The sequence below is a fragment of the Streptomyces sp. UNOB3_S3 genome, assembly GCF_020740895.1.
Taxonomy (GTDB): Bacteria; Actinomycetota; Actinomycetes; order Streptomycetales; family Streptomycetaceae; genus Streptomyces.
This window is the reverse complement of record NZ_JAILXP010000143.1, coordinates 1-17,091: the sequence shown is the minus strand read 5'-3', so window position 1 is coordinate 17,091 and position 17,091 is coordinate 1. Positions and strand designations below refer to the sequence as shown.

The 17,091-nt window shown below is 68.6% G+C and carries 16 protein-coding genes, 1 tRNA gene and 1 pseudogene; 16 read left to right on the top strand and 2 right to left on the bottom strand.

Going from position 1 to position 17,091, the window contains the following annotated elements; translation table 11 throughout:
- Positions 1-86 precede the first annotated feature (86 nt).
- The 14 genes from K6I33_RS17375 to K6I33_RS17310 all read left to right on the top strand — a co-directional run bounded on the left by K6I33_RS17375 (position 87) and on the right by K6I33_RS17310 (position 13,677).
- A tRNA-Pro gene (locus tag K6I33_RS17375) sits at positions 87-163 on the top strand.
- Positions 164-761: 598 nt separating this feature from the next.
- The gene (locus tag K6I33_RS36365; protein WP_229353111.1) at positions 762-1,580 is read left to right on the top strand and encodes an AfsR/SARP family transcriptional regulator; all 819 of its coding nucleotides are present in this window, start codon (positions 762-764) and stop codon (positions 1,578-1,580) included.
- A 201-nt stretch (positions 1,581-1,781) separates the two neighbouring features.
- Positions 1,782-2,009, top strand: a complete 228-nt coding sequence (tvaA, locus tag K6I33_RS17365; RefSeq protein ID WP_229353109.1) for a thioviridamide family RiPP peptide — start codon at positions 1,782-1,784, stop codon at positions 2,007-2,009.
- 116 nt (positions 2,010-2,125) lie between these two features.
- Positions 2,126-3,118, top strand: coding sequence for a phosphotransferase family protein (locus K6I33_RS17360; protein ID WP_229353105.1), 993 nt, complete (start codon positions 2,126-2,128; stop codon positions 3,116-3,118).
- Positions 3,115-4,125, top strand: a complete 1,011-nt coding sequence (locus K6I33_RS17355) for a T3SS effector HopA1 family protein (protein WP_229353102.1) — start codon at positions 3,115-3,117, stop codon at positions 4,123-4,125. The genes K6I33_RS17360 and K6I33_RS17355 overlap by 4 nt, the downstream gene beginning before the upstream one ends.
- Positions 4,122-5,024, top strand: coding sequence for a hypothetical protein (locus K6I33_RS17350; RefSeq protein WP_229353099.1), 903 nt, complete (start codon positions 4,122-4,124; stop codon positions 5,022-5,024). The genes K6I33_RS17355 and K6I33_RS17350 overlap by 4 nt, the downstream gene beginning before the upstream one ends.
- On the top strand, positions 5,021-5,638 hold the full coding sequence (locus K6I33_RS17345) for a flavoprotein (protein ID WP_229353097.1): 618 nt from the start codon (positions 5,021-5,023) through the stop codon (positions 5,636-5,638). The genes K6I33_RS17350 and K6I33_RS17345 overlap by 4 nt, the downstream gene beginning before the upstream one ends.
- Positions 5,639-5,660: 22 nt before the next feature.
- Positions 5,661-6,857 (top strand): 50S ribosomal protein L11 methyltransferase, encoded by a 1,197-nt coding sequence (locus tag K6I33_RS17340; RefSeq protein WP_229353095.1) that lies wholly within the window; start codon positions 5,661-5,663, stop codon positions 6,855-6,857.
- Positions 6,854-8,209: a YcaO-like family protein gene (locus K6I33_RS17335; RefSeq protein WP_229353089.1), complete on the top strand. Its 1,356-nt coding sequence runs from the start codon at positions 6,854-6,856 to the stop codon at positions 8,207-8,209. The genes K6I33_RS17340 and K6I33_RS17335 overlap by 4 nt, the downstream gene beginning before the upstream one ends.
- A gap of 11 nt (positions 8,210-8,220) precedes the next feature.
- Positions 8,221-8,934 (top strand): TfuA-like protein, encoded by a 714-nt coding sequence (locus tag K6I33_RS17330; RefSeq protein ID WP_229353086.1) that lies wholly within the window; start codon positions 8,221-8,223, stop codon positions 8,932-8,934.
- Positions 8,909-9,793 carry a phytanoyl-CoA dioxygenase family protein gene (locus K6I33_RS17325; protein WP_229353084.1) on the top strand — a complete coding sequence of 295 codons (885 nt, stop codon included), beginning with the start codon at positions 8,909-8,911 and terminating at the stop codon, positions 9,791-9,793. The genes K6I33_RS17330 and K6I33_RS17325 overlap by 26 nt, the downstream gene beginning before the upstream one ends.
- A gap of 127 nt (positions 9,794-9,920) precedes the next feature.
- The gene (locus tag K6I33_RS17320; RefSeq protein WP_229353081.1) at positions 9,921-10,595 is read left to right on the top strand and encodes a C1 family peptidase; all 675 of its coding nucleotides are present in this window, start codon (positions 9,921-9,923) and stop codon (positions 10,593-10,595) included.
- Between the two features lie 107 nt (positions 10,596-10,702).
- Entirely contained in the window at positions 10,703-11,524 is an 822-nt protein-coding gene (locus tag K6I33_RS17315; RefSeq protein ID WP_229353079.1) for a hypothetical protein, read from the top strand.
- Between the two features lie 53 nt (positions 11,525-11,577).
- The gene (locus K6I33_RS17310; RefSeq protein ID WP_229353076.1) at positions 11,578-13,677 is read left to right on the top strand and encodes a radical SAM protein; all 2,100 of its coding nucleotides are present in this window, start codon (positions 11,578-11,580) and stop codon (positions 13,675-13,677) included.
- 92 nt (positions 13,678-13,769) lie between these two features.
- Here the strand turns inward: K6I33_RS17310 and K6I33_RS17305 are convergent, their stop codons facing one another.
- On the bottom strand, positions 13,770-14,261 hold the full coding sequence (locus K6I33_RS17305; protein WP_229353073.1) for a helix-turn-helix domain-containing protein: 492 nt from the start codon (positions 14,259-14,261) through the stop codon (positions 13,770-13,772).
- 92 nt (positions 14,262-14,353) lie between these two features.
- Here K6I33_RS17305 and K6I33_RS17300 point away from each other — a divergent pair, with 92 nt between their 5' ends.
- On the top strand, positions 14,354-14,851 hold the full coding sequence (locus K6I33_RS17300; protein WP_229353070.1) for a hypothetical protein: 498 nt from the start codon (positions 14,354-14,356) through the stop codon (positions 14,849-14,851).
- Positions 14,852-15,240: 389 nt separating this feature from the next.
- A complete protein-coding gene (gene abc-f / locus K6I33_RS17295) occupies positions 15,241-16,878 on the top strand; it encodes a ribosomal protection-like ABC-F family protein (protein ID WP_229353069.1) in 1,638 nt (545 codons plus the stop codon).
- Positions 16,879-16,891: 13 nt separating this feature from the next.
- Here abc-f and K6I33_RS17290 read toward each other — a convergent pair.
- Positions 16,892-17,091, bottom strand: a pseudogene (locus K6I33_RS17290) (cytochrome P450); the annotation flags it as partial.

The following is a 17,091-nucleotide window of genomic DNA, read 5'->3' as shown; positions in this document are numbered from 1 at the left end:
GGAAAGGGGTGCGCGAGCACCGCGCGAAGTGCGGTATTGTTCTCATGCGCGGTCGGCGAGGGCGAAAGCCCGGGCCGGACGAGCACCGGGACGTGGCGCAGCTTGGTAGCGCACTTGACTGGGGGTCAAGGGGTCGTGGGTTCAAATCCCGCCGTCCCGACCAGCGATTTTCGCAGGTCGGAGGCCGTTTCCTCGTAATGAGGAAGCGGCCTTTCCGCCGTTTTTGCAGCTTGTGGGCGCAAGACGGTTGCACGTCTTGGGCGTGGTGATCACGAGGCGGTTGTTGTCGATCGCGGAGATCGTCGAGATCGTCGAGCTTGATCTTCCCGAGCACGGGGATGGTCGGCGGCCGTCTGGTCCGGATCGGCGAGAAGACCCGCACCAGCGGTGCCCCGGAGCCGGATCCGTATCGCCTCCAGCCGCAAAGCGCCCGTCGGCAAGCTGACAATTGCGGCGCATGGCCAACGCATTGCGTCCGATTCCATGGGTGGCGATCACGGAGCGGTCGGTGTTACATGGTGTGATTGTTGCGGACTGCGGCTTCAGCGGGACAACAGCGCTCCGGCTGAGGCGTGCCAACGTCGTCCGGCCGCTCGGGGTGGCCGGATGGCTGTGCTTTTCAACGGTGCTTCGTTTCCGCTGCGGAGCCCGTCGGCATGATGACCATGACGACCGGGGGAAGTCACGTGAGTCAACCGGGCATAACCTTGCCATTAGCGCGGACGTGTAAAGCAGCAGGCGATCTGACTACGCGCCCGGGGGTGTGGTCGGATCAGTCGTCGGCGCTGAAGTTCGGCCTCCTCGGTCCGGTAGTTATCTGGAGTTTTGATCCGAACCACGACGAGACTGTCAAGCAGCTTCTCTCGGAGAACAAGACCCGGGGCGCACTCGCCGCTTTGCTGCTGCGGGCCAACCTGTTCGTGACCCAGGCGCAGTTGGGGAACCTCCTGTGGGACGTCCCTCCCGAATCCGCGCGGCCGAACATCCGGTCCTACGTCGCTCGAGTGCGTAAAGCGCTCAACTTCGCCGACCCGGGGGTGGTGCGGCTGTCGACGGTCAAGCGCGGAGGACCGTCGGACGGCGGGTCCTATCGCCTGCGCGTGGAACCCATGGAACTGGACGCCGACGTCTTCGTGCGCCTGGTGCGGCACGCGGGTGAGGAGACCAGGGCGGGCGCGCTGACCAAGGCCGTGGCGACGCTGCGACTCGCACTGAGCCTGTGGCGGGGCGACGCCGGCCAGACGGATCTCGCGGTCGCGGACGTCCTGCGCAGGCAGCTCGACGCCCTCAACGAGCTCCGGCTGGTGGCGCAGGAGGATCTGCTGTCGCTGCAGTTCCGCCTCGGGGAACACCGGCTGCTGATTCCGGAGATCCGGGCCCTGCTCGCCGAGCACCCGATGAGAGAAGGGCTCTGGGCCCATTTGATGCGCGCGTACTACCTGACCGGTGACATCGGCTCGGCCCTGAACTCCTATCAGGAGTGCTGGCGACTGCTCGACCGCAATCTCGGGGTGCGACCGGGCGCTGTGCTGCAACAGTTGCACAGCGCTGTCCTGCATCGCGACGACGATTCTGTCTGAGGTTCGAAGCGGTCCTCTTTACCCGGTTTTCGCGCAGTGCGAATTGGGTGGCCCATAGCGGGTGTTTGTCATTTCTGAAAAGTGAACGCGGCTTCCTGGTCCTGTTGCTCATTCGTAGGCGATGCGTTCGCCATGCGCGGCCGTGCAAGGATGTTTTTCGGCAGCCCATCCCGGGTTGCAAGACTGATGGGGAGGAATCGAATGACCGCGTCAACCCCGAATATCGAAGAACTCATCGATCAGATCAAGGCCGATGAAGCGAACTCGGCGACCACGGTCGACTCGATCGACGCGTCGTTCAGCGAGCTGGCCGGGGTTTCCTCCGAGGAGCTTCAGAAGTTCCTCGAGGAACAGGTGGGGCTGAACCCGGACGAGGGCGTCCAGGGCACCTTCGTCTCCGTCGTCGTCACGCCTGCGACCCACTGTTGATATCAGCGGTCATGACGGAAAGTACAGGAGCCCTCGAGCTTCTGCGCGCCCGGGCGCTGGGGTTTTTCACCCCGCGCCCGGGTCGGCGCCCCGCGCCACGTCAGGCCGGAAACCTCGTGGAGGAGTTCCAGCCCGACCGCACGGCGCTGGCCATGCTGGGGTTCACGGAGGACCGGGTGGTCCGGGTGGAGCGGTGCGCCTCACGGCGGGTCGTTCTCATGGTGGAGCTCGCCGACGGATCGGCCTGCCTGGTGAAGTTCCCCGACACCGACACGGAACTGGACAACGACTACGAGCGCGTCGTGCTGGGCATGCTCGAGGACCTGGAGCTTTCGCCGAGGGCCAGGCAGGCGGTACCCCGGCTGGTCGCCTGCGGCAGCGGTACGCGCGCGATCGCTCTGGACGTGATCAAGGACTGCGACAGCCTGCGTGAACTGACGCAGCGCGACCCGGAAGTCGATGTCCGCCACCTGGTGAACCTGGCCGCCGCCTTGGTGGACCTGCACCAGGCGCCGGTCCAGGACGCCTACCGCAAGTTCCCGGAGTGGCTGCTCCATCCTCCCGTGCCCATGTCCACCCAGCTGACGCCCTATGAGTACGCCCATGGAGCGGGGCTCGACTTCGACATCTACCTGCGGGTCATGCAGGAGCTGGAAGCGCACTTCCGTGAGCTCCACGAGCAGTGGCGACCGGACACGATCGTCCACTACGACCTCAGGGACGACAACATCCTGTTCCCCCGCGAGCCCAGCGCGGACTGCGTGGTGCGGCTGATCGACTGGGAACTCGCAGGGTTCGGGGACCCGTGCTACGACGTCGGCTATCTGGTCGGCCAGTTCCTGGTCGAATCGGTCCGCAGACACGGTGACGCCGAGGCCCTCAGCACGGCACGACGCAACGCCCGCACCTTCCTGAGCGCCTATCGCACGCTCTCGGGGATCACCGGGGACATGGAACTGCGCGTCCTGCGGTACGCCGGAGTCTCCCTGTTGCTCCAGGCCGCGATGCGCCTGCAACAACTAGGCATGCTCACCCAGGTCGGCCACCTGTGCCTGCTGTACGGCAAGAGGCTCATCGCCGACCCGACACTTAAGGTGATCATGAAATGACGGAGTACCTCGACGTCGTCCGGCGGATCGCCGACGAGGTGGTCATCCTCGACGAGCGCACGTTCTGGCACCCCCGGTTCGGCAGGCTCACCCCGCCGAGGGATATGGAGGCGAGAGCCGACTACCCGGTGGTCTCCTATCTCTCCCGCCTGATCTACCTGACCTACTACGCGGGAGACGACGCCGCCGCCCGTCTGCTGGTCGGCGGTGGCCGGGCGGTCGCGGCGCTGGTGGACCACGAGGACTACGCGTTCACCGAGCTTCTCCACGCGGCGAACGCCGGCACCGGCTACCGCGTGCCGGGGTGGCGTGTCCGCGAGGCCAGGGACGGTGGCTGGCTGGTCGAGAAGGACGGCATCTCGGTGCTCGCGGCTGCCGAGGAACTGGTTCACGACGATCCGGTCGAGGCCGGCGCCGCGGTCTCGGTGGTCCTTCCGCCGTGCCGACGCTACGCGGTGCTCGGCTGGTACATGGCCGTGGGGGACGAGGGACCGCCGCACAAGTCCGACGAGTCCACGATGGTCCGGATCTACTTCACGCCGGCCGGGCCGGAGGCGGCCCCGGAGGTCATGCGCGTCGTGACGACGGCCGTGAACCGCCGACGGATCCCCTTCAGCTTCAAGATGGCCAACGACCCGACCGCCTACGTCCGGCGCGATGCCGGTGTGCTGTACCTGCGCGAGTCCGACTGGCTCGGACACCAGGCCGTGGTACCGGAGATCCACGCCCGACTCGCGGACAGGCTCCGCGACGACCGGCCCTGCTTCGTCAAACCGTTGCTGCCCGGCATCTCCTTCGCGGTGGAACCACAGCTGCGCGGACGCACGGTGAGCTTCGGGGAGAACCGCTGCACCCTGGTGGCGGAAGGTCTCGTCGACGCCCACGCCCGCGGGGTCACCGACCTCGACGGCCGGGTCGAGGCGATCGCCGACCGGTTCCGCCAGGAGGGCCTGTCGGTCGAACGGCCCTACGAGGCACCCCGGCCATCGCTCGGGGTCCCGCGATGACGGCCGGTGCCGCGACGACGGCCACCGTGCGGTCGATGGACGGCCCGTTCGTGGCGCGCCGCTGCGTGCGCTCCGGGGCCGGGTACCGGTGGTTCGAGCAGGCGGTGGCGCCGGGCGACTACCTGGGCACCGACCAGATGCGGCAGCTGGCCGACCTGGTCGCCACCTCTGGCGGGGCAGTGGCGGCGCTGCCCGAACTGGTCCGGCCGGACCTGGCGGCCTGGCCCGTGATGCCCACGCCCTCCCTGCTGTGCGACGCCCTCTTCGGCGCCCCTCCTCATGCGGGCGCCGACCACTGGGCGAGCGTGTGTGAAGCCCTCGGGACCTTCCTCGGCCGCACGCACTCCACACCCGCCGCCGAGGCGGGATTCCTGCCCGTCCGCGGCCACGCGGCCTGGCTGCCCCCGGGCTCCGCCCGCACGGACAGGGTGGATGCCGCGCGTGCCGGTCTGGCCGGGTTCGGCGACGGGGTGCTCGCGTCGGCCGCCGCCCCGGCAGGTGCACGGCCCCGCCCGGACAGCGTGGTGCACGGCCGGTTCTCCTCCGGTCTGGTGGTGCCGCTGACCCGTCCCGTGGTGCAGGGCTGGCGGGAGGCCGGGGTGGGCGATCCCGACCGGGATATCGCCTTCTTCCTCGCCGAACTCGTCGAGTCGGCCGCCGTGGGCACCGGCGGCGGCCGGTTCCCGGCGCTCGTCCGCGCCTTCCTCACCGGCTACGCCAGTGCCGGGGAGGGCCCCGGACCGGACCGGCTCCCCGCCCTGGTCGCGGACCGGCTGCTGGAGCACTACGCGCAGGCCGCCGTCCGTACCGGCTCGGCGGACCAGCTCGAACAGGTGGTGGCCAGGGTCACCGGGCGGTGGCGGGATCTGGTGGACCTCATCGAGGACGGAGGCTGGTGAACGAGACGCGACAGGACCTCAGCGGGGTCCGGCTCATGGTGTTCGGCTCCTGCTCCGTCGCGGTGCTGGGCCTGCCGCACATCCTGCTGTGGCTCAAGGACCGGCTCCGGCTGCGGCGGATCCGGGTCGTCCTGACCCCGATGGCCACCCGGCTGGTCACCGTTGACTCGATCAAGCGGGTCGCCGGGTGCGAGGTCTACGTCGACTGGGACGACCTGCCCGCGCAAGCGCGCTCACATGTGTCACTGGCGGACTGGGCCCAGGCCGCCATCGTGTTGCCCGCCACGGCCGGCCTCGTCGGCAAGCTGGCCAACGGCATCGCGGACAACCTCGCGACGTCGACGATCATGGCGCTGTCCTGCCCGGTGATCGTCGTCCCGTCGACCAGCGCCACCACATGGGCGAAACCGGCCGTGCGCCGAAACGTCCGGCAGCTGCGCGAGGACGGGTTCACCGTCGTGGAACCCGAAGAGGGCCTGGCGGTCGCGGGTGAGACGACGGAACCGGGCTCCATGGGGGACTACCGGCCCGCTCTGCTGCGAGCACTGGTGCGTGCCGCGGAGGGCGCACCACAGGGCCGATCCGGCAACAACGCAGAGAACATGGGGGATTGATGTGACCGTAGGTGCCAGTACCGTGCTCCGTCGCGCTCCCGAACTCCTCATCGAGGTGGACAGCGCCCATCAGGTGCGCATCCACCACGATCGGCGGATCTTCGAGTTCGGTCATCACGCGATATCGCTGCTCGACGTGTTCTACGAGCCCCGCACGCTGGCCGAGGGGGTTCAGCGACTGCGGCCGAGACTCACCGGCCACCGCGCCGTCGAGGAACTGATCGGCACGCTGACCGCGATGGTGAACGCGGGCGTCCTCACCACGGAGGCTCCGGAGGGTTACACCGGCCTGATGTTCCCCATCGGGGGATACGGCCTGGCCTACCTGAACATCGCCATCCTGGAGGACCCGCTGCGCAAGGGGCTCTTCATCAAGGCGATCGAGGAGACCGTCACCCCTGACGACGTCGTCCTCGACCTCGGTACCGGCTCCGGGATCCTCGCGCTCGCCGCCGCCCGCGCCGGCGCCCGGCACGTCTACGCCCTCGAACCCGCCCGCTCCGGTGACCTCGCGGCCAAGGTCATCGCGCACAACGGCTACGCCGACAAAGTGACGATGATCCGCGGTTGGTCGACGACGACGGAACTGCCGGAACGGGCCACCGTGCTGACCACCGACATCGTCGGAAACGACTGCCTCGACATGGTGATCTGGGAGAACCTCCAGGACGCCCGCAGGCGCCTCCTGACGCCGGATGCCAGGCTCATCCCCGAGTCCTTCGAAAGCTATGTCTACCTCGTGTGCATGCCGGAGGACATGCGGGCGCGCCACCGAGTCCTCCCCGAGCACATCGAACGCTGGCAGGACAGGTTCGGGATGGACTTCTCCCCGATGCTGGAGGAGGACAACAAGCGGGTCGCGGGTTTCTACGAGCGCCCGGAGAAGGTGCGGCACTGGCAACGGATGTCCGAGCCCGTACCGCTGTACAACCTCGACCTGCACACCGACGTCCGGAAGTTCGCGAGCACCGTGACCGTGCCCGCTTCGCGGCCCGGGGTGGTGAATGCCGCCATCGTCTTCTTCAAGGGCAGGATCGGCCCCACCACCTACCTGTCCACCGCACCGTGGGACGGCAGCGACCGGAGCCACTGGTTCACCGCGGGATGGGTCTTCGCGAACGGGCGCACGGTGAAGCCGGGAGACCAACTGACACTGACCTACCACTACGAGGGCGACGGCCGCGCCAGCATCGTGCTGGACGGGGAGGAGACGCGGTGAAGCTTCGTACCAGTGCACCCAAGGCGAACGGCGTCGGCGTCCACCGGGAGGTGACGAGCGCGCAGACCTACGCTCGGGTCACGCCGCACCTGCTGCGCGCCGGCATCACACGGGTCGCCGACATCACGGGGCTGGACCGGATCGGGATCCCCGTGTACAACGCCATCTCGCCGCGCTCCAACGACATCATCTCGGTCTACAACGGCAAGGGCCTGACCGCGATCGACGCCAAGACCTCGGCGGTGATGGAGGGCATCGAGCGGTTCTCCGCCTGGCTGCCGAGGCGCCCCGACGCGATCGCGACGTACGACGAGCTGATCGCGCAGGGCAGGTCCGTGATGCACCCCGGCGAGTACGTCTTCGAACTGGCCCCCTACTACGCCGACGACCTGCCGATCTCGTGGACCCTCGGATACGACCTGCTGAACGATGAGGAGGTGCTCGTCCCGCAGGACGGCGCCTGTTACTCACCGAAGTTCCACGAGGCGCCCTGCTACAAGATCACCACCACGAACGGCCTGGCCTCGGGCAACACACTCGAGGAGGCGATCTGCCACGCGCTGTGCGAGGTGATCGAGAGGGACGCGATCACCATCAGTGAGGTGCTCAGCAGCCAGCTCTGTCAGGTGCTGGAGAAGGGGCTGTCCTCGGTGCCCGCGCAGTCGCGTGAGATCACCGGCTTCCTGCGGGAGCTCAACCCGCACGTCTCCGTCGGTTCACTGCCGGGGCGGGCCCAGTCGCTCATCGCCAAGATCCACGCCGCTGGTCTGGAGATGCGGGTGATCCAGCTCAACAGCGACCTCGGCATCCCGAGCTTCATGGCCGCCACGGCCGAGGACATGGGCCCCACGGTGTCTCAGGGGCACGGCGGGTTCGGCACCCACCCGGACGCGGAGGTGGCGGTCGTCCGCGCCATCACCGAATGCGCACAGGGCCGGGTGGTCGACATCCAGGCGATGCGGGAGGACATATCCCTGCCGGGCACCGACGTGCCGAAGCACATGTATCACGTGCGTCGCTCGTCGACTTTCGACAAGGGCGCCTGGATCTGGAATCCGATGGACAAGGTGCTCGACGCCGCGGATCTCACCACGTACCAGCACGACGACGTGATGGACGACGTCCGGCTGATGCTGGCCCGGTTGAGCCGTGCCGGGATCAAGCGGGCGATCGTGGTCGACTTCTCGCCACCCCACATCCCCGTCAGCGTCGTGCGGGTGATGGTTCCCGGCCTCGAGTCGTGGGCGGTGGACCACTGCAAGCTGGGTGACCGCGCGAGGGCGGCCTGGAAGCAGGCCGTGCAGGACATCTCGGCGCGGCACCGTGCCCTCGCCACGACGAACGCGGGATGAGGAGACCACCGATGGACGCTGTTGTGTACCTGGGGCCGAGCCTTCCCCTCGCGGCCGCCACCGAGGAACTGGACGCGGAGTACCTGCCTCCGATCGCCCGGGGCGACCTGGCGGAATTGCTGAAGAGGCCCGAACTGCCGAGGGCCGTCGGAATCGTCGACGGCAAGTTCCTCTCGACGCTGTGCGTCTCGCCGAAGGAGGTGCTCGATGTCGTCGACCGGGGCGTCAAGGTCTTCGGCTCCTCCAGCATGGGCGCGCTGCGGGCGGCCGAATGCCACCACTGGGGCATGGTGGGCGTCGGCAAGATCTTCGAGGCCTACCGTACGGAAGAGGTGGACGCCGACGACGAGGTCGCCATCGCCTTCGACGAGGAGACCGGGGCGCCCATTTCCGAGCCGATGGTCAACCTGCGCTTCGCCGTTGCCGCCGCGCTGGAGTCCGCCGTCGTGGGCCCGGCAACCGCCGAGGCATTCCTGCGCGCGGCGGCGAGCCTCTACTTCCCGCAGCGGTCCGCACGTGCGGCCCTGCACGCCATCCGAGGTGCCGTTCCCGACGACGAGCACGCGGCCCTGGCCCGCTACTTCGCCACCACCGCACCCGACACCAAGGCCGATGACGCCCGGTTGCTCCTCCGCGCCATGCGGGACTACCTGACGGGAGACCGGCAGCAGACCATCGAGCGAGCCGTGGGGGTGCACCGTGGCGGAGTCGCCCTGCCCGCTTAGCCCGGAGCAGATCGGCTTCTTTCACCGGCAGGGCTATCTGATGCCCGTCGACGTGCTGACGCCGTCCCAGGCCGCGGAGGCCGTGACCGCCTACCGGACCTACCGCACGGTGACCGACCGGGCAGGTGGCCTGCTGAAGCGCCGGTGGAACTACCCCAAGATCCACTTGGTCGCGCGCTGGGCGGACGGGCTCGTCCACCACCCGGGACTGCTGGACCTCGCCTCCAGCCTCATCGGGCCGGATCTCCTGGTCTGGTCGACGAACCTGTTCGTACGCGAGGGACACAGCGGCAGCAGGCTGGCCTGGCACCAGGACGCGCCGTACTTCGGCTGGGAGGGAGCCGAGGGCAACGCGGTGCGCGTCTGGCTCGCGCTGACAAGGACCAGCCGGGACAACGGCACGATGCTGTACTGCCGCCGGTCACACAAGGCCGGTCTCCTCCGGCACGACTTCGCCGACCGCACACTCGCGGGCCTCATGCGGGGTGAGCAGGCGGACTACGACGTCCACGAGGACGACGTGGTCGCGGTGGAGATCGAGGCGGGCCAGGCGTCGCTCCACCAGCCGACGACGGTGCACAGCAGCGGCCCGAGCACCGTGGCCGAGGAGCGGATCTGCTTCGCGGTGGACTACCTGGCCCCGTCGGTCCGCCCGGTGCACGGGCCGGACAGCGCGCTGCTCGTCCGGGGCGAGGACCGGTACCGTCACTTCCTGCCGGAGCGACGCCCGGAAGCGGACTTCGCCCCGGACGCCCTCCGCGCCTTCCGGGAGGCGGTCCTCATGCGCGACCAGCGGTTGGCCGCGGTCATGCGAGTGATCCACGACGAACGGGCGGCCGAACGTGTCAGCGGCGGCTGAGGGGCTGGGGGACCTGGACCGCGCCCCCGCCACGTTCCATTGGCAGGGCGCCGGCATCACACCACCGTGGCCCCAGGAGCGGGACGGCCCCGCCGGCCGTGTGGTCCTGGACGAGTGGTTCCCACCGGTGATCAACCAGGGAATGGTGCCGCTCTGCACCGCGGCCGTGGTCACGGCGCTCGCCGCCTACTTCGCCCGGCGGGCCCGGCAGGCGGAAATCCAGCCCTCGATCCTGTTCAACTACCGGATGGCGCGCCGTCTGATGGGGCAACCCGATCGGCGTGGCGCGCACATCGATTCCAGCATCGCCGCATGGCGGCGGTTCGGACTGCCGGATGAGGCGTCATGGCCGTGGACCGCCGCGACTGTGGACACCGACCCGGAGACCGGCCTTCGTCCGGCAGCGCACTGCACCTCGGACGTGGTCTCCTGGCGGATCCGCAAGGAGGAGCTCACGCCGGAGCGGTATCTCGGTACGCTGCGTGCCGCGATGCGTGCGGGACTCCCGGTGGCGTGTGAGTTCCCCTTGTACACCTCACAGTTCTCCTCCTTCCGGGCCGGTGTCATCCCGCTGCCCGGGGAGGGGGAGCGCTCCCTGGGCATGCACATCACTCTGCTCGTGGGTTTCGACCACACCGGACGTCACTTCCGGGTCCGCAACAGTTGGGGAGAGGGATGGGGCGAGCGCGGTTACGGTGCACTGCCCTATGCCTATTTCGAACGGGGTCTGGTGGGGGACAGTTGGCTGGTCGTGGAGCGGGACTGGATCGTACCGACCGAGGAAAATATGAATGGTGAGTAGCAGGCCATCATTCGCGTATCGGTGGGGAACGTATGAGATCTGATCGACGTCGGTTAAAGGCATCGGCCGACTCCGAGCGCGGCAGAATGGTGCGCGTCCTCAAATGGGTGACGTTCACCGTGATCGCTGTCGAATTGACCTTGGTGGCGACCGGAGTGCTCGATCTGGGTGACGCCGTGCTCATCGCGACCGGGATCGAGATCCTGACCGGAGTGCTGGCGCTCAGCCTCGCCATGGCGGCCCGGGTGGTCTACCGGCGGCTGCGCCGGAGCGGTGTGCCCCGGTGGGACGCGTTCCTCGAGGCGGCAGGCACGGTACTGCCTCGTCCCATGCTCACGCTGATCCGCCATGAGCTGGGCGGATTCATGTCGATCGCCCTGCTCGTGCGCGGACGCAAGGACGTGCCGGCGGACGCCACCGTGATCCGCTACGGGGCGAACCAGAAGATATTCCTTCTGACGATGATGTTCATGGGGCCGTTGGAGATCTTCCTCGCCGAGCTGCTCGTGCCCTGGCCCTGGCTGCGCACCGGGCTGCTCGTCCTCGGGATCTACGGCGTCCTGTGGCTGTTCGGCGTCTACGCGGGCGTGCACACCCGCCCCCACTACATCGACGGCGAACACCTGGTGATCCGCACCGGCCATCTGGCGGCGGTCTCCGTCGATGTCGGAGCCGTGCGATCCGTACGGCGCGAGACCCACGACTCCTACCAGGGGGAGAAGGCCAAGGGGATGGTTTCCGTCAAGGACGGCGTCGTCGCCGTGCCAGGAATGAGCGGCACCGTGTTGGCGGTGGCCCTGGGACCGGAGACTCCGGTCCGGGTGCAGGGCCGTGGGACGGTGCCCGCCCGTGCCCTCCGGTTCGACGCGGACGAGCTGGAATCGGCCATCCGCACCATCAAGGAGCGGGTGGAAGCCCGACCGCTTTGACGAGGATGCCGTCGCCGGCGGCTTGACGGCAGGGACACCGCCCAGGAGAAGACATGCGCCCGGTCCTGATCTACCCACCGCTGACCGATCCGACCTGCGGTTACCACTCGCTGTGCTACCTGGACTCCTACGCCCGGGCGCACGGGCAGGCCGCGGCCGCGATCATTGACGCCAACATCGAGGCGTTCCATCACTCATACACCGACCTGCCCCACAACTGGCTGGTCCAGCAGGCATCAGCCACCTCCGTGTTCGACGACCGGATGTCGCCCACGACGGTTGCCGCGATGCGGCTGCGTGCCGGGCAGGTGTCACCCGAGCAGACCGCCGAGGCCGTCCGGGTGCTTCAGGATCCCGAGCGGTTCTACGACTACTCCCAGTACCAGCACGCGGTGGAGACCGTCACCGGCTGGATGAACACCGTGGGCTCGGCAGGGCTGCCCGGACAGTTCCACAACGGATTCGAATTCCAGCCCTACGACAGGTTCAACGTCTCCTCGGTCCGGGATCTCACGGACGAGGCGATGCTCGCCCGGCTGAGCAACGCGTTCACCCCGTACTACTCCGACGTCCTGGTGCCCCGTCTGGTCGCGGGCCGCCACGATGTCATCGGCATCAACATCACCTTCGTCTCCCAACTGCCGTTCGCATTGTGGCTGGCGCGGCTCATCCGCCAGGCACTGCCGGACGTGTTCCTGGTGGCGGGCGGCACCGAGGTCGCCGACGTCAACAAGTACGCGGTGGACAAGAGCAGCGTGTTCCAGATCTTCGACGTGTTCGACGCGCTCGTGGTGGGTGAGGGCGAGAGCGCGTATGTGGAGATCCTCGACTCCCTCGACGCGGGCCGCTTGCCGAGCGGCCATCCCAACGTCCGTCTGCACCCGAGGCACGGGGTCGGCAGGGCACTGCCGGTGTTCACATACGAACGGCTCGCCGGTCTGCCGACCCCGGACTACTCGACGCTGCCGTGGGACAAATACCTGAGCCCCGAGCCGTTCGTGTACTACTCGCCCACCCGAGGCTGTTACTGGAACAAGTGCACGTTCTGCGACTACGGCCTCAACGGGGACAGTCCGACCAGCCCGTGGCGGCAGGACCCGGTCGACAAGATGGTCGCCGATGTCGCGGAGATAGCCAAGTTCGCCAAGTTCATCTATTTCTCGGTGGACGTACTGGCACCGGCGACCATTCTGAAATTCGCGGAGCGGGTGATCGAATCGGATGTGGACTTCCGGTGGGGAGCGGAGATCCGCCTGGAGAAGTACTGGTCGACCGAGCGGTGCCGTACCTTACGGCGCAGTGGTTGCGTCTCGGTCTCGGTGGGCTTCGAATCCGCGAACCAGCGCATCCTCGATCTGATCAACAAGGGCACCACGCTCGCCCAGGTGTCACAGACGATCGACGCCATGACGCAGGCGGGGATCGGTGTGCAGATGATGGGGTTCACCGGCTTCCCGACGGAGACCGCCGGCGAAGCCATGGAGTCGATCAGCTTCCTGCGTGAGCACCGCGACAAGTGGACGTTCGGCGGTCTGGGCACGTTCATGCTCACCGCCGGGGCGATCGTGGCCAAGCGGCCCGAACAGTTCGGGCTGCGTGACGTGAGGCCGTACCCCGATCACGACATCGCCCGGGCGTTGGACTACGACGAGGCCGACGGCGGGTTGAGCGAGCGCGAGCTGGTCGCGGTGGAGGAGGCCAAGGCGTCCCTGACGGGCAACAATCTCGGGCGCCCGTGGGTGGGCGGCACCGATTGCGCGCACACGTACTTCTACCAGGAGCGGTACGGCGCGGACATCATGAAGGTCGTGGGCTCGGCCCAGCCGAATCGCGAAGCGCGCTACGTCATCAACGGCACGGTGATCCGCCGCCCGGAGCGTGAGGTGGTGCGGGAGTACACGTACTACTACTGGACCGGCCGAGGCGACTCCGACCAGCCGGGCCGGTTCGCCTTCCGGCGGGTCGACGGCCGGCTGTACTTCATCCCGGACGGCCTGGTTGCCCTGCTTCAGCTGTTCACCGTGCCGCGTACCCTGCCGGAGGCTGAGCTCGCCGTCTCCGCCATGCCGCCCTCCGTCGCCCAGCAGGTCTGGGACTTCCTCGTCAGCCGCCGACTGGTCCGCGCCGAGCCGGGTGCGGCGTCCAGCAGGTGATCAGGTAACCGAACATGTGCCTCCGGCCAGCAATGCTGCCTGGCGCCGCGTCAGGCAGCCTTCGCCCCGTGGCCCGGGCGTCGGTAGGGATTTCAGGGGCCTTCCGTGAAGCGCGCGCCCGGCCCGGGCGTACGGCAGACGTCCTCCGGGGCGAGGTGGCTGTGCCCGGCAGCGCACTCGAGGACGACCCTGACCGGCTCATCACATGAGCTCGCATCGCCGGCGGGCCGGTGCCGGACGATGACCGACGGGCCCTGCGGGCCGGCGAGGTAGGCGTCGCCCCATTCCAGGAGTGCCACGAGCGTGGGCCGCAGCGCCCGGCCCTGCTCGGTGAGCTCGTAGGCGAAGCGCTGCCGGTCCCCGGGCTCCTGATACGGCACGCGGCGCATCACTCCCGCGGCCACCAGGGTGTCGAGCCGGGTCGCCAGGAGATTTCTGGCGATCCCGAGGCGGAAGTGGAACTCCCCGAACCGGCGTGCGCCGTCCAGCGCTTCACGGACGATCAGCAGCGACCAGCGTTCCCCCACCACCGAGAGGGCGCGCGCCACCGAGCAGTTCACCGGGTCGATTCGCCGCGTCTCCATGGGACGAGTGTATCCGTCTGGGTTTACAAGCTGTACTCAGCCCTTGTAGGCTCCACCTGAGTTGAAGAACTAAACTCAGAAGGGGACCGGCCATGCCCATGCTCGACGTGTACATTCCCGACGGCGCGCTCCAGCCGGACGCCGAGGCGGCGCTGCTGAACCGCATCACCGAGATCCTCATCCGCAACGAGGGATTCGACCCCGCCGACCCGTTGAGCCGTTCCGTCTCCTGGCTCTGGCTGCACCGGCCGGCCGCCGTCTACGTCGGCGGAGAACCCGCGGACGCACCGCGTTACAAGGTGGTCCCGTCCGTCCCCGAGGGCCAGCTCGACGAGCACAAGCGTGCGAGCGTCATCGCCGAGGTCACCGAGGCGATCCTCGATGCCGAGAACGGCGCCTGGCCGCGTGACGCCCGCCGGATCTGGGTGTTCCCCACCGAGATTCCCGAGGGCCACTGGGGCGGCCGGGGCCGGATCAGGCCGCTCGCGACGATCCTCGCCCGGCTCAGCGGCGGCGACACCAAGCGGGCCCGTACACTCGCGCGTGAGCGGATCGCCGCCAGCCGAGCCGAACGCGCCCGCTTGCCCTGATGAGCGGTGAACGAAGCGGGGATCGACGCGGCCGGTGACACAGCCGGCAGGGTCACCCCATCCCCGCGAGCGTCGCGGTCCTCTACGTGGCCGACGTCCACGTACCCAAGGCGGGGGTTGCCCATCGCAACCGTTACTTGATCGACCCGACACCCGTATTGCTACACTGGCAAGGAATCTGATCGTGCGTTGAGGAGACCGGACATGGTGGTGGACGACGACATCTCCGGGTGATACCCGGACCCGACAGGCCACCGGCCGGTGCGCGGAGACATCCGCGGAAGCACCGCCGCCGTCGTGGCTTCGTTGTCGTTCCTCCTTTCCCCTTGTCTGCCGCTGCCGAGGCAGGTGTGTCATCCCTGCCTCCCTCCCTTCGCGAGGTCACCTCCATGTCCGGCGTCTCCGTCGTCTGCTCGAACCTGTCCTTCGCCTGGCCCGACGACACCCCCGTCTTCCAGGACCTGTCCTTCACCCTCGGCTCCGGCCGCACCGGCCTCGTCGCGCCCAACGGCACCGGAAAGAGCACCCTGCTCAAGCTCATCGCCGGTGAACTGCGGCCCGCCACCGGGTCGGTCTCCGTGACCGGCACCCTCGGCTACCTGCCGCAGAGCCTTCCCCTGACGGGCGGGCTCAGCGTCGCCGAGGTGCTGGGCGTCGCCGCGATCATCCGGGCCATCGACGCCGTGGAGTCCGGGGACGCCGACGAGAAGCACTTCACCACCATCGGCGACGACTGGGACATCGAGGAACGCACCCGCGCCCAGCTCGACCGCCTCGGCCTGACCGACGTCACCCTGGACCGCACACTCAGCACCCTCAGCGGCGGCCAGGTCGTCTCCCTCGGCCTCGCCGCGCAACTGCTGAAGCGGCCCGACGTGCTGCTCCTCGACGAGCCCACCAACAACCTCGACCTCGACGCCCGGCACAAGCTCTACGACGTGCTGGCGAACTTCACCGGCTGCCTGCTCCTCGTCAGCCACGACCGCGCCCTGCTCGACCGCATGGAACGCATCGCCGAACTCGACGGTGACGGTGAACTCCGCTCCTACGGAGGCAACTTCACCGAGTACGAGGAGGCCGTCCGCGCCGAGCAGGAGGTGGCCGAGAAGAACGTCCGCAACGCCGAGCAGGAGCTCAAGCGGGAGAAGCGGGAGATGCAGCTGGCCCGCGAACGCGCCGAACGCCGGCAGAGCAACGCCGCCCGCAATCTGAAGAACGCCGGGCTGCCCCGCATCTTCGCCGGCAACATGAAGCGCGGCGCGCAGGAGGCCGCCGGACGGGCCGGCCAGATGCACGCCGACCGGGTCGGTGAGGCCAAGGCCCGGCTGGACGAGGCCGGGCGCGCACTCCGTGAGGAGCAGCGCATCACGCTCGACCTGCCCGACACCAACGTGCCCGCCGGACGAAACCTGTTCCTCGGCGAACAGCTCCGCGTCCGGCTCGGCGGCAAGGACGTCTTCGCCGGGAACGGCGTCGACCTGACGATCCGGGGCCCGGAACGCATCGCGCTGACCGGCCCCAACGGTGCCGGTAAGAGCACCTTGTTGCGGCTGCTCGACGGCGGACTGGTCCCGGAGAGCGGCATGGTCAAACGGGCCGAGGGGCGCGTCGCCTACCTCTCGCAGCGTCTCGACCTGCTGGACCCGGACCGTACGGTCGCCGAGAACTTCGCCGAGTTCGCCCCGGAGCGGTCGGAGGCCGAGCGGATGAACCTGCTCGCCCGCTTCCTCTTCCGGGGCGCCCGTGCCCATCTGCCCGTCCGGGCGCTCTCCGGAGGCGAGCGGCTGCGCGCCACCCTGGCCTGCGTCCTGTGCGCGGAACCGGCCCCGCACCTGCTGCTCCTGGACGAGCCGACGAACAACCTCGACCTGGTCAGCGCGGGCCAGCTGGAGAGCGCCCTGAACTCCTACCAAGGGGCCTTCGTGGTGGTCAGCCACGACGAACGGTTCCTCTGGGAGATCCGCGTCGACCGGTGGCTGCGACTGGCCGACGGCGAGCTGAAGGAGACGGGGGCTCCCGAGGTGTGAGCCCCCGCATCCGTCACCAGGTGACCGGCAGCCCCGCGGGCATGATCGCCATGCGGTTGGGGTGCCACGGCACCTCGTCCACCGGTACCGCCAGGCGGATGCCCGGCAGCTGGTCGAGGAGGACGCGGAAGGCGGTCTCGGACTGGCGGCGGACCAGGTGGGCGCCGGGGCAGTGGTGGCGGCCGTAGCCGAAGCGGAGGTGGGGGTTGGGGG

Coding starts and splice junctions, on each gene's coding strand:
- K6I33_RS17350 (WP_229353099.1), top strand. CDS start 4,122: ATGACGGCCGGTGCCGCGACGACGGCCACCGTGCGGTCGATGGACGGC.
- K6I33_RS17355 (WP_229353102.1), top strand. CDS start 3,115: ATGACGGAGTACCTCGACGTCGTCCGGCGGATCGCCGACGAGGTGGTC.
- K6I33_RS17300 (WP_229353070.1), top strand. CDS start 14,354: ATGCCCATGCTCGACGTGTACATTCCCGACGGCGCGCTCCAGCCGGAC.
- K6I33_RS17330 (WP_229353086.1), top strand. CDS start 8,221: ATGGACGCTGTTGTGTACCTGGGGCCGAGCCTTCCCCTCGCGGCCGCC.
- abc-f (WP_229353069.1), top strand. CDS start 15,241: ATGTCCGGCGTCTCCGTCGTCTGCTCGAACCTGTCCTTCGCCTGGCCC.
- K6I33_RS17310 (WP_229353076.1), top strand. CDS start 11,578: ATGCGCCCGGTCCTGATCTACCCACCGCTGACCGATCCGACCTGCGGT.
- tvaA (WP_229353109.1), top strand. CDS start 1,782: ATGACCGCGTCAACCCCGAATATCGAAGAACTCATCGATCAGATCAAG.
- K6I33_RS17305 (WP_229353073.1), bottom strand. CDS start 14,261: ATGGAGACGCGGCGAATCGACCCGGTGAACTGCTCGGTGGCGCGCGCC.